This is a genomic window from Gammaproteobacteria bacterium, assembly GCA_040183005.1.
Taxonomy (GTDB): domain Bacteria; phylum Pseudomonadota; class Gammaproteobacteria.
Map to the genome: position 1 here is coordinate 201,597 of JAMPIW010000001.1, position 12,129 is coordinate 213,725.

9 protein-coding genes are annotated in these 12,129 nt (G+C 57.9%); 1 reads left to right on the forward strand and 8 read right to left on the reverse strand.

From position 1 onward, the window contains the following. Positions 1 to 89: 89 nt before the first annotated feature. From M3A44_01000 to M3A44_01010, 3 genes are all read right to left on the reverse strand, one after another. Positions 90 to 1,958 (reverse strand): RNA-directed DNA polymerase, encoded by a 1,869-nt coding sequence (locus tag M3A44_01000; protein MEQ6340246.1) that lies wholly within the window; start codon positions 1,956 to 1,958, stop codon positions 90 to 92. Between the two features lie 346 nt (positions 1,959 to 2,304). Next, the gene (locus M3A44_01005; protein MEQ6340247.1) at positions 2,305 to 6,156 is read right to left on the reverse strand and encodes a DUF3683 domain-containing protein; all 3,852 of its coding nucleotides are present in this window, start codon (positions 6,154 to 6,156) and stop codon (positions 2,305 to 2,307) included. Positions 6,157 to 6,255: 99 nt separating this feature from the next. After that, positions 6,256 to 6,933, reverse strand: coding sequence for a lytic transglycosylase domain-containing protein (locus tag M3A44_01010; GenBank protein MEQ6340248.1), 678 nt, complete (start codon positions 6,931 to 6,933; stop codon positions 6,256 to 6,258). Between the two features lie 333 nt (positions 6,934 to 7,266). Here M3A44_01010 and M3A44_01015 point away from each other — a divergent pair, with 333 nt between their 5' ends. Next, entirely contained in the window at positions 7,267 to 7,674 is a 408-nt protein-coding gene (locus M3A44_01015; protein MEQ6340249.1) for a M67 family metallopeptidase, read from the forward strand. Between the two features lie 3 nt (positions 7,675 to 7,677). Here M3A44_01015 and M3A44_01020 read toward each other — a convergent pair whose 3' ends face one another. The 5 genes from M3A44_01020 to M3A44_01040 form a co-directional block, all read right to left on the reverse strand. After that, positions 7,678 to 8,649: a PA2778 family cysteine peptidase gene (locus M3A44_01020; GenBank protein ID MEQ6340250.1), complete on the reverse strand. Its 972-nt coding sequence runs from the start codon at positions 8,647 to 8,649 to the stop codon at positions 7,678 to 7,680. 8 nt (positions 8,650 to 8,657) lie between these two features. Further along, positions 8,658 to 9,062 (reverse strand): PA2779 family protein, encoded by a 405-nt coding sequence (locus tag M3A44_01025; GenBank protein MEQ6340251.1) that lies wholly within the window; start codon positions 9,060 to 9,062, stop codon positions 8,658 to 8,660. 123 nt (positions 9,063 to 9,185) lie between these two features. Beyond that, positions 9,186 to 10,664 (reverse strand): type I restriction-modification system subunit M, encoded by a 1,479-nt coding sequence (locus M3A44_01030; GenBank protein ID MEQ6340252.1) that lies wholly within the window; start codon positions 10,662 to 10,664, stop codon positions 9,186 to 9,188. A 178-nt stretch (positions 10,665 to 10,842) separates the two neighbouring features. Then, positions 10,843 to 11,133: a GIY-YIG nuclease family protein gene (locus tag M3A44_01035; GenBank protein ID MEQ6340253.1), complete on the reverse strand. Its 291-nt coding sequence runs from the start codon at positions 11,131 to 11,133 to the stop codon at positions 10,843 to 10,845. A gap of 157 nt (positions 11,134 to 11,290) precedes the next feature. Beyond that, positions 11,291 to 12,127, reverse strand: coding sequence for a Bro-N domain-containing protein (locus tag M3A44_01040; GenBank protein MEQ6340254.1), 837 nt, complete (start codon positions 12,125 to 12,127; stop codon positions 11,291 to 11,293). Positions 12,128 to 12,129: the final 2 nt, after the last annotated feature.

The following is a 12,129-nucleotide window of genomic DNA, read 5'->3' on the forward strand; positions in this document are numbered from 1 at the left end:
CCTGGGGGGAAAGCCCCAGTTTCCCAAAAAATTCACGTTCAAGTCGGTGACACCCCTAAACACACACTTTCCTATTCAACATCATCATGTTATATAGCCGTCTTTGCGAAATTGCCGGACACTTCTGATATAAGATCACAGAGGCTATCAAGGCTGAGAATGCACGAGTCGATGCTCGACTCAAAGTAGCTTCTGACCGCGAAAGCGATGTGTTCAGCTTGGACATGATGGCCCGGACCCAAGAATTTCTGCCAATTTAATGCCCCAAAATTTTGAGCCAAGACTTGAGAAAGGGCAATATGGATGAGGCTTTCCGGCTGCCCGATGCGGCGTATCTTCGCAGCCGAGAACAGGATAGGCTTTGCTGATTCCGGTATCGTGCGTTCTTCGCCAGTGACCGCCAATTTATCCTCCACTAAGCGCAACGCACTGCAACGGGAAACGTCCGGATGCTGTGACCGAAGCGAGATGTTGAGGAGTTCTTCGTGGGATGCTGGACCGAAGGCATCGACACGAAGGTGCATCACGATTTCCTTCACCACCCACGGGTCGTGTTCCTGCTCTAAGCCCTCTCGCGTGCGGGCGTAGGTTACTCGCCCTTCCTTCAGTATCCACGCCCAGAGGGCTGCTCTAAGCGAGCCCTGCAGTGGCTCGGACTTGGCTGGCGGATTGAATAGTCTTGTCTCGCAGTATGCGGCGCAGTCGATTCGTGGCTTACCGGCCAAGTTCATTAGGGACGCGCGTAGCAGGTCGGCGGCGACGGCGTGGTAGATGTGTTGTTCCTTGATGACCTGCACCAAGGTCGCGCCAAATTGCTGGGGTAGCTTTGGGTACTTGGCAATGTAGTTGCTGATGTTCGTCGATAGCGCGGGTTGGTGTTCAAGGACCTTCAGGAGCCGCAGGTTCAGCTGGGAATGCGGCTGGGCATTGCCCAGCAAGTACTTGAAGCGCGTCTTGGTGTCGTCGGATACTCGGCCACGCCGTGTCAGTTCCAGCAGTCTCTTGCGGAGCTTCTCCTGGTTCGCCTTGGGCCGCAGTGAAGGTTCTGGAGGGTGACTGACCGACTTGATTTGCTCGTACGGGTTTTTGACCTCGGAGATGGCGACTTTCGAGCTTTGTGGGAACAGGCCCACCTCTTTCGATGCAAGGTCAAGACCCACCAACCGCTGACGGAGTTGATGTTCCGTCTTCGCAAAAATCTTGATGTCGTCGACGTACCGCAGATAACGAGCGCCGGACTGGATGCCTTTGTCGTCGAGGTACTTAAGGAGAGCCTCGGCCAGAAGCCCAGACGGCAACGGACCTTGCGGTATGCCGTGACCGTGATAGATAGGTTCCTCACCATTCGGCCAGGTGCTGGAGGTCCAGACCACTAGGCCGGACATCAGGAAGTCGATGAGGTCTGCATCGACCTCGATGTCTTGCAGGAAGTGCCGAAGCACGCGATGGTCGATGGAGTCGTAGAACGCAGTGAGATCAAAATTGGCTACGAATCGGTGGCCGCTCTCTACGTGAGCAACGATCTGTTGGCCGAACGCGCGGTATCCGTCCTGCCACTTGAGATAGAAGAACAGGGAGGATTTGCCGGCGTACAAATGCCCGAAGATGGACTTGTTGTATCGGCTCTTTACGAGGGGTTTCAACTTATCCGCGATGATGTTCACACACGCTTGGTAGACGATTTGGTCGTCGACGCTGAGCAGCGAAAACGTTCGCAGCAGGCCAGATGGCTTCGGGAAGTAGAGCTTGGAGGCGTGAGAAGGCCGAAACGCCTTCCTTGCCAGAACCCGCCGAAGACGGGAAAGGTGGAGCTTCGAGGCGGCTGCATAAGCTGTGTACGTGTCCCGGAAATGGCCTTTGTAGAAGGCATCTGGGTTGGATTGCGTCCACCGATAAGCCCTTTGCAGGTTCGCAGATGAACACATCCGGTCATAGTCGTCGACCATGGTCTTGCCCATTATTGTTCTTGTGCTCTGTTTGCTTGCCTATACCAGTGCGCAATATCCGAAGGGCATTGCGCCGGATGTCAATCGGAATAACCCAACTCCGTTTTCTCACCACCCGCCCAATCCGGCGGATAAATGCCTTGCCCCCCAAACGATGAAACGCCGAATACGGCCATTTTGAAGCCCGCCACATCACGTGTTAAAGCTGGCCTCACCCCTTCCCCATCACCCCCTTATCCTGCAACAAATCCAGCGAGTAGCCCGGATGAAGCGATAGCGTATTCCGGAGGTCGCCACTCCTTCGCAATCCCGGATTGCGTGTTACTCCATCCGGACTACTTACTCGCTTTCCCCTTACCTACAAAAGCACCCGCTCAATCCCACCCTGCTTCGTTTTCTCGACAAACACCTGCTGCCAGTTTTCGCCAAGCAGTCTATTGGCAAGCTCCACCACGATGTAATCGGTCTGCATGCCGGTGTCACCGGCGTAGCGCGACAGGCCTTGCTGGCAGGCGGGGCAGGAGGTGAGCATTTTAACTTCGTTGTGTTCCACGGTTTCCGCACCGGTGAGTGCCTTGATGCCCTTGTGCAGTTCTTCCTGCTTGCGGAAGCGCACCTGGGTGGCGATGTCGGGGCGGGCGACGGCGAAGGTGCCGGCTTCGCCGCAGCAGCGCTCGGAGAGTTGCACGCCCTGACCCATCAGGTTGGAGGCCACGCTGATTGGGTTGTGGGTTTTCATCGGCGTGTGGCAGGGGTCGTGATAGATGTATTTCACGCCGGGCACGCCATTCAGGCTTATGCCCTTTTCCATCAGGTATTCGTGGATATCGAGCAGGCGGCAGCCGGGAAAGATGGAATCGAATTCGTATTTGAGAAGCTGGTCCATGCAGGTGCCGCAGGAGACGATCACGGTCTTGATGTCCAGATAGCTCAGGGTGTTGGCCATGCGATGGAACAGCACGCGGTTTTCGGTGCTGATCTGGCGGCCTTTGGCTTCGTCACCGCTGGAGGTCTGCGGATAGCCGCAGCACAAGTAACCCGGCGGCAGCACCGTCTGCGCGCCCACCTCATGGAGCATGGCGAGGGTGGCAAGCCCAACCTGGCTGAACAGCCGTTCCGAGCCGCAGCCGGGGAAATAAAATACCGCATCGGAATCGTCGTTGACCTTGGCGGGGTCGCGCAGGATGGGTATGACGCCTTTGTCTTCCACTCCGAGCTGGGCGCGGGTGGTCTTGGCGGGCAGGGCGCCGGGCAGCGGCTTTTTCACGAATTGAATCACTTGCGTCGTGATCTTGGGCTTGCCGGTGGTGGCGGCAGGGCGCTCCTGCTTTTTGCCGAGCAGCCCCATGCGTTTGGCGAGGTTATGCCCCAGGCGCTGGCCGGCATAGCCCCAGCCGATCATGGTCTTGCGCATCAGCTTGATGGTGGCTGGATCTGTGACGTTCAGGAAGGCCATCGAGACCGCCGTGCCAGGGCTTGCGTGACGCTGACCGCGCTGCTTCAGAATGCGGCGCATGCGCACGGTGACATCGCCGAAGTCGATGTTGACCGGGCAGGGATTAAGGCATTTGTGGCAGACCGTGCAGTGATCGGCGACATCGTTCATCTCGTCGAAATGACGAATCGAGATACCGCGCCGGGTCTGTTCTTCGTAGAGAAAGGCCTCGATGATCAGGCCGGTGGCGAGGATTTTGTTGCGCGGCGAGTAGAACAGATTGGCGCGCGGCACATGGGTGTTGCACACTGGCTTGCACTTGCCGCAGCGCAGGCAGTGGCGAATGTCGTCGTTGAGCGCGCCGAGCTCGCTTTGTTCCAGGATCAACGCCTCCTGCTGCACCAGCCGCAGCGAGGGCGTATAGGCATTGTGCAGACCGGAACCGGCCAGCAGCTTGCCACGGTTGAAACGGCCATGGGGGTCGATCTTCTGTTTGTAGCCTGCAAAGGCCGCCACTACCTCGGGCTCCAGATAGTGCATCTTGGTGATGCCGATGCCGTGCTCGCCGGAAATCACCCCGCCCAGCGCCACGGCCAGAGCCATGACGCGATCAACGATGCGGTCGGCCTCTTGCAGCATTTCGTAATCGTTGGAGTTGACCGGGATGTTGGTGTGTACGTTACCGTCGCCGGCGTGCATGTGGGTCGCCACGAACAATCGGCTGGAGCGGATGCGGGTGTGGATTTCGTCGAAGCGCGTGTGGAATTTCTCCAGTTCGCGGCCGGCGAAGATAGCCTTCAGCGGTCGTTCCACCTCGTGGCGGTATGAGATGCGCAATTCACGGCGCTGCAGCAGATCGAACAGGGTATCGCCTACACGCACCTTGGCCCGTGTCTCGGTATCGAGCAAGGTTGGGGATAACGAAGCGGGGGCATCCAGATACTCCAGGATGGCCGTCCACTGTTGCTGGATCTTGAGCAAATAGTCACGGGCAGCGCTGATCTTGTTGGCGATGATCTCGTCGCTCTCTGTGCTGGTTTGATAATCGGCACTGCGGCGCAATTCTGTCAAATCACCACCCAGATACTCCAGCAGCGCTGCAACCAGAAGCAGCTTGTTGTGCATCGACTGCTCGATGTTGATGCGCTCGATGCCCAGCGTGTAATCGGCGAGGCGTTCCAGCGGGATCACCACATCTTCGTTGATCTTGAAGGCGTTGGTATGCGCGGCGATGGCGGCAGTGCGGGAACGGTCTGCCCAGAAGCGGCTGCGCGCCTCGGGGCTCACCGCGACGAAGCCCTCCGCCTCGCGGGCGTTGGCGAGACGCACCACCTGGGAGACGGCTTGCGCCACCGCATTTTCCTCGTCACCCGCCACGTCGATGATCAACACCATCTTGGGCCGCTCGCGGCGCGGCGCCTTGGTGCTGTAATTCACCGCGCGCACATAACGCTCATCCAGATGTTCCATGCCCGCCAACAATACACCGGGCACGGTATCTATATAATTCTTGATCTCCACGATGGCGGGCACGGCGTTGCACAGGTCGGCACCGAAGAACTCCAGACACACGGTGCGGGTAAAGCGCGGTTCGCGGTGCAGAATAAACACCCCAGAGGTGATCAGCCCGTCACAGCCTTCCTTCTGAACACCGGGCAGCCCGCCCAGGAATTTGTTGGTGACATCCTTGCCCAAACCCTCTTTACGCAACTCCGGGCCGGGGATGCGCAAAATCTCGGAGACGCCGGTCGGCGTCTTGCCATCGGCACGATAATGGGTGACGCGGAACTCGGCGAACGCCACCTCGTGGATCTTGCCCAGATTGTGGTTGAGACGCTCCACCTCCAGCCATTGCGCATCGGGGGTAACCATGCGCCACGACACCAGGTTGTCCAGGCACGTGCCCCACAGCACGGCCTTTTTGCCGCCCGCATTCATGGCGATGTTGCCGCCGATGGTGGAGGCGTCCTGCGAGGTGGGATCGACGGCGAACACGTGACCGGCGGCATAGGCCAGCTCCGAGACACGCTTGGTGATCACGCCCGCCTCGGCGCGCACTGTGGCGACCTGTTGTGGCACGCCGGGCAAGGTGCGGAACTCCACTGCTCCCAGCCCTTCCAGTTTTTCGGTATTGAGCACCGCGCTGTCCGGATGCAGCGGCACCGCGCCGCCGGTATAGCCAGTGCCGCCGCCACGCGGGATGATGGTCAGCCCCAGCTCGATACAGGCCTGCACCACACCCGCCATTTCCTCCTCGCTGTCGGGGGCCACCACTACGAACGGATATTCCACGCGCCAGTCAGTGGCGTCGGTGACATGAGAGACGCGCGCCAAGCCGCTGAAATCAATGTTGTCACGCCGCGTGACCTTGGTGAGGCGCTTGAGCGTCTTTTTGCGCAAGTCATACTGGCTCGAAAACCAGGTTTGAAACTCCTGTACCGCTTTGTGCGCCGCCTGCTCCAGCTCCAGCGCCAAGGGATTTTCTCCGGCGCGGGTGCGGATCTGCTCCAGGCGTTGCAGCAAGGTATTAATCAGCGATGCGCGGCGCTTGGGGTTTTCCAGCAAATCGTCCTGGATATAGGGGTTGCGCGTCACGATCCACATATCCCCCAGCACTTCGAACAATAGGCGCGCCGAATGCCCGGTGCGGCGCGTGCCACGCAGCTCGTTCAACACCTCCCACATGCGCTCGCCCAGAAAGCGGATCACGATCTCGCGGTCGGAGAACGAGGTATAGTTATACGGAATTTCACGGATGCGGGGGGTGCTGCTCATGGGGGGATGGCCGGTACAGTGTATGAAAGAATCGGCATTTTAACACGCGCAGCGCGGATAATTGAGAAGCAGTTGCTAGGGGATTTAACGGGGAACGGATTAGCTGTGACTGCGGTAACGGCTATGCAGGCTCAACACACGGCTGACGTAGTTGGTAGTCTCGGGATAAGGGGGGACGCCACCGAAGCGTAACACGGAGTTTTCGCCGGCATTATAGGCCGCCACCGCAAGGCGCGGGTTATTGCCAAACATCTTGAGCAGGTCGCGCAGATAACGCACCCCGCCGGTGATGTTCTGGGAGGGGTCGAAAATATCGCGCACCCCATAGCGGCGCGCGGTAGCAGGCATGAGCTGCATCAACCCCGACGCGCCCTTGGGCGACACGGCCTGCGGGTTGAAGCCGGATTCGGCATGAATCACCGCATGTACCAATGCAGGATCCACTTGATAGGTCTGCGCCGCTCTGCTTACCATGCCGTCAAGCCCCGGCGGCCTCTTCGCCACACGCAGCGACCGTAACGATCCGGTGGAATAATCGCGGCGCGGCGCGCTTTTCGGCTCCCTGTGGATTACCTTGTAGCGCGCATCGTAGCTCGGCACATTGGTGATGTTGAGCACACCGTTCTCGTCGGTAAAGGCGTAGAGGTCCGCCCGGACGGGGCATATCCAGGCAGTGAGCATTAAGAGCAACAATGTGAGCCTGAATGTCACGCGGTAATCCTCGACTTTGTTGTCATTTTGCGGATTATCCACCAAATATTCTGTGGACAGGGTCACAGAAATCAGCAAATCATGGCGGCGGAAATATATTCCACCGCTCTCGTCTTTGTTTCGGCTCCCGGGATTATACCTTTAGTGCTGTGCCAGGCGCTGTGAAATAGCATGTCGATGTAGCTACTTTCTGGTAGCGAGCATCACAGCCTGGTAACATCCGCTACCGTCAAGAGCTATAAGCTGCTGGCTGGTTAGCTCAGACGCTGTGGCGATCACAGTACCTCGTAGGGCATGTCCAATTGGTCGAGCAGGTTTTTCGCTCTTGCGCGCGCCCCCGTTTCTCAAGCGATTTTGATAGTATTGGCGGGTGAATAGCCTCTAATCGACATTGCAACCATGCCAACTATCAAATTACCTCGCCCGCTGGTCAACCAATTGCTGCACCAGGCCCAGCTTGGCGCAGACAGGGAGGTGTGCGGCCTGATCGGCGCGCGCGAGGGAAATCCGGTGCGCTGTTACCCGGTTGCCAATGTTGCACCCTCGCCCCAGGTGCGATATACCATGGACCCCAAGGCGCAGATCGGCGCCATGCGTCAGATGCGCGAGCGCGGCGAGGAATTGTTTGCCATTTATCATTCGCACCCTGCTTCCCCGGCGCTGCCATCGGCCATGGATCTTGACGAGGCGGCTTATCCCGGCGTGCTTTACCTGATAACTTCGTTAAACACCAAGGGTGTGCTGGAGATGCGGGGTTTTCGTTTGACTGGCCAGGATGTTGCCGAAGTAATGCTCGAATTACAGTAACCGTCAGTTCTGATTTTCCCGTGACTGGAGCACAAGTATTTGTTGCAGGGTTTCCTCATAGCTTGCCAGCAACGGGCCACCCAGGCTCACGGCGCGCCGTGCGGCTTGTTCGGCTTCTTGCAGGCGGCCCTGTTCGGCGAGCACCTGAGCCAGGTTATTGAAGGCGGGCGCGAGCGTGGGGTTGGCCAAAGTAACGTGCCGGTAGGCCTGTTCCGCGCCGGGCAGATCCTTCATCGCATACAGGCTGTTGCCCAACCCCATACGCGCCGCCGTGCTGTCCGGCCAGCGCGTCAGTGCGCTGGTATAGGCGGTTTTGACCTCTTGCCAGCGTTGCAGCCGCTCCAGCCCGGCAACACTCCGCAGGAAAGGCATTTCCTCCGCGCTTGCAGGCAGGCGGTCTGGGGGTAAGGCAACCACTGCCCAATAATCGCCGCGCCGCCAGGTGCGTTCGAACAGTTTGAACGGCAAAAGATGCCGCCGCTCGCGGCCCGAACGCAGGATCACCACGTCCTGGCGGAGGTCAAACCCCACCACTACTGCGTAATGCCATTTGGTATACCAGCTTAACCCAAGATTCTGCAAAACCAGCACCGGATTGCCCGCCCGGACTTCGGCGAGCAGTGTCTCAAGCTTGGGCTGGATGAGATACGGGATGCGGCCAGCGCGGCGGGTAGCGGCGAGCAGCTCCACTTGCAGGCTGCCCTGCCGCTCCGGCAGATACACCAGGGGTGCCAATGCCTCGGGGGTGACGGCAGTGCCCGACCAGTTCAGCACCGTGGCCAGCGCAGCCGGGCCGCACTGAAAATCTTCCTGTGGAAAAAAGGGAACGGCGGTCAGCTCCACCGGCGGCCCGATGGCATCGGGCGATTTCAGCAGATGGTCGATTTGCAGGGGTGCGCCGCATCCCGTAACGAGCAGCGCCGCTATCAGCCAAAAAGCCGCCCGGAGTACGCCAGGCGGCCGTTTGATCAGCATAGGGTAAATTAACGTCTGTGTTTGACAAACGGGAAAATGTTGGTCAGGCCCAAAATGTCTGTGATCAGCAGAATGATGAAGATAGCGAAAAGTATTCCCACCACGCTATCGCCGCCTGCCGGCAGTTGATCCAACTGGCCCGCCAGGCTGCGCATCTCGGTATCGGTGAGACTATTCACGCGGGCCTTGGCCTGCTCCGCATCAACACCATAAGCCACCAACTGCTCCTGAACGTCCTTTCTTTCCAGCAGCTTCAGAATATGCGCACGATCCTGCTGTGCCTGTTCAGAACTTACCAGGGTTTCGGTGCCTACTATGCCCGCATGAGCGGCGGGAAGCTGAACGCCAAGCCAGAGAAAGGCGAGAATCACAAAGTGGCTGATGGGCTTGGCGATACGGCGAAGTTTTTCCATGATGGTTCTCCTTGGTTTGAGGGTTTGAGAATAAAAGCCTGTTTTTTTGATTCGGATTTATTGATAGTGTACCCCAAGAGGGTATCTTTTTACATGTGGCAGAATGGCGCTGCGCCCTTCTATTTACGAAAGCGCCGCCGCAATCTCCCGAAAGCTATTTAACCCCGCCTCAAGGTTGTCGATGATCTCCAGCGCCAGCTCATCTGGCTCGGGCAGATTATCCAGATCGGCGAGGCTCTTGTCCTTCAGCCAGAAAATATCCAGACTGGTTTTATCGCGCGCGATGATCTGCTCGTAGTTGAATTTGCGCCAGCGGCCTTCCTGGTTCGCAGCCTCGCTCCAGCTTTCCTTGCGCTCATGGCGATTGAGCGGGTTGTAGCAGGCGATGAACTCCTGCAAATCGTCGAAGCGCAGCGGCTTCTTTTTCAGCGTGTGGTGAATGTTGGTGCGGTAGTCGTAGTACCACACCTCCTTTGTCCACGGCTCTTTGCTGGCGGCGTGGTTGTCGAAGAACAGCACATTCGCCTTCACCCCGTTGGCGTAGAAGATACCGGTGGGCAGGCGCAGGATGGTGTGCAGCTCCGTCGTTTCCAGCAGCCTTCTGCGCACCGTTTCGCCCGCGCCGCCTTCAAACAATACATTATCCGGCACCACCACTGCCGCGCGTCCGGTGGTCTTCAGCATGGTGCGTATATGCTGCACAAAGTTGAGCTGCTTGTTGGACGTGGTTGCCCAGAAATCCTGGCGGTTGTAGGTCAGGTCGTCCTTCTCCTGCTCGCCTTCCTCGTTGGTGAAGCTCATCGCGCTCTTCTTGCCGAACGGCGGATTCGCCAGCACATAGTCGTAGCGTTTGCCACTGTCGGCCACCAAAGCATCGTTGGGCGACACCATGCTCTCGCCATCGATCTCGCCGATGTTGTGCAAGAACATATTCATCAACGCCAGGCGACGTGTGCCCGCCACAATCTCGTTGCCGTGAAAGGTGTCGTGTTTGAGAAAGGCCTTCTGCGTCTTGTCCATCGGGTACTCCTTCACCAGAAAGTCGTAAGCCGTCAGAAAGAAGCCGCCCGTGCCGCAGGCCGGATCGGCAATGGTCTTGTTCGGCTCCGGCCGCACGCACTCCACCATCGCGCGGATCAAGGCGCGCGGCGTGAAGTATTGCCCCGCGCCAGACTTGGTGTCCTCGGCGTTGCGCTCCAACAGCCCCTCGTAGATGTCGCCCTTCACATCCGCCCCCATCGTCACCCAGCTCGTCTCGTTCACCATATCGATCAGGCGATAGAGCTTGGCCGGGTCCTGAATCTTGTTCTGCGCCTTGGTGAAAATCGTCCCCAGCATCCCCGGTTTGTTGCCCAGCTCGCGCAACAACGTCACGTAATGCACCTCCAGCTCCGCTCCGCGCTTCGCCTTCAGGCTCTGCCAGTTGTACTCGGCGGGGATGACCACCTTGCGGTTATAGGGCGGCTGGCTGTACTCGTCCGCCATCTTCAAAAATATCAGATAGGTGAGCTGCTCCAGATAGTCGCCATAGCCCACCCCGTCGTCGCGCAACGTGGTGCAGAAACTCCAGACCTTGGAGACGATGGATGCGGTTGCGTTCATGTGTTTACCTCAAATATGCCGTTATTCTGTGCTCCCGTCATTCCCGAAACGGTCCTGACCGGGAATCCAGCTTTTAACTGGTTGCAATTCTGGATCCCCGATAAAAACATTCGGGGATGACGGCCCGATAAAAACATTCGGGGATGACGAGCTGGTTGCGAAAGATTAGTGATCCTGTTCACACCAACTCATCCCACAAATCCTTCCACTCCGGGTTGGTCTTTTCGATCAAATCTATTTTCCATTTCCTGTTCCATTTCTTGAGTTGTTTCTCGCGCTGAATCGCTGAAAGCATTTCTTCATGCACCTCGTAGTACACCAGAGAGTGAACTGAATATTTTTTTGTAAATCCCTCAGCCAGATCATTCTTGTGTTGCCAAGTTCGCTGAATCAAATTGCTGGTTACACCGATATACAGCGTACCGTTATATCCGCTCGCCAGAATATAAACCGCAGGCTGTTTATCCATTGCGCCACCTCTGTTATCCCGTCATTCCCGAAGCAATTCCAACCCCGTGATTCCCGAGACGCTTCTGATCGGGAATCCAGCTTGTAGCCGACCAACATCATGGATCCCCGATAAAAACATTCGGGGATGACGGCTTATACGCTATTCAACGCACCCATTATTTCTGCGCTAATTTCTTCTTGCTCGGCGGCAAATAGTTTTCTGCCGAAACCACCCTCTTGCCCGTTTTACCTTCCAGCTCAAACCGCGCCTTTTTGGCAATGCCACCGCCGGTTTTCGCCGCCGCCTCGTTCTCATTCATGCCGGTGGCATCCATGCTTTCGGCGATCTGGCGCGTGGAAAGCTCCGCCAGCGCGGTGAAGATCAGCTCGGCCTCGCTCATGTGGTCGCGCAGGTTTTGCGACTTCAAGCCCTTCATCGCCTTATGCGCCTTCACATCCACTTCGGCCCATTCCTGATGGATGATGTTGGTGAGGATCGCGTACTCCTCGCCCTCCTTGATGTCGTGCTCTTTCCAGTAATCGGTCAGCTTGTTGCGTGTCTCCTGGCCGGTCATGCGCTGCTGTATCCACTTCTCGCTGCGTCCGTGTTTTTGCCAGGTCTCGCGGGCGCGATCCAGCGAACGGGCGGGATCGGCCATCTCCTGCATCCGCTCGAAGCCCACCTTCGCCAGCCACAGCTTGATCGGCTCGGCCTTGGGGCTGGGTACGGACTGCACCAAACGCAGCAATGTCTCTGCGGTCGCGACGTCGGTAAGGCGCTGCTTGCCGTCCTCGGCGGTCATTTTCAACTGGTGACAAATTGTCACCAGTTGGCTTCCTTCCTTGCCCAGCCGCTCTTTCAGCTTGTTCCAGTACTTACGCGCCGTCTGGTAATCGGGCTGCTGGGTCAACACCTGCACAATATCCACCACCGAAAACCACCAGGTTTCCATGGCCTCGTCGTATACGCGGCGGATTTCGTGTTCTTCAAAAATGGCTGGTTGAGGTTGCATGG

Bases quoted from the DNA above. Each gene is read 5' to 3' on its own strand.
- M3A44_01000 (MEQ6340246.1), bottom strand. From the start codon at position 1,958: ATGGGCAAGACCATGGTCGACGACTATGACCGGATGTGTTCATCTGCG.
- M3A44_01005 (MEQ6340247.1), bottom strand. From the start codon at position 6,156: ATGAGCAGCACCCCCCGCATCCGTGAAATTCCGTATAACTATACCTCG.
- M3A44_01015 (MEQ6340249.1), top strand. From the start codon at position 7,267: ATGCCAACTATCAAATTACCTCGCCCGCTGGTCAACCAATTGCTGCAC.
- M3A44_01020 (MEQ6340250.1), bottom strand. From the start codon at position 8,649: ATGCTGATCAAACGGCCGCCTGGCGTACTCCGGGCGGCTTTTTGGCTG.
- M3A44_01025 (MEQ6340251.1), bottom strand. From the start codon at position 9,062: ATGGAAAAACTTCGCCGTATCGCCAAGCCCATCAGCCACTTTGTGATT.
- M3A44_01030 (MEQ6340252.1), bottom strand. From the start codon at position 10,664: ATGAACGCAACCGCATCCATCGTCTCCAAGGTCTGGAGTTTCTGCACC.
- M3A44_01035 (MEQ6340253.1), bottom strand. From the start codon at position 11,133: ATGGATAAACAGCCTGCGGTTTATATTCTGGCGAGCGGATATAACGGT.
- M3A44_01040 (MEQ6340254.1), bottom strand. From the start codon at position 12,127: ATGCAACCTCAACCAGCCATTTTTGAAGAACACGAAATCCGCCGCGTA.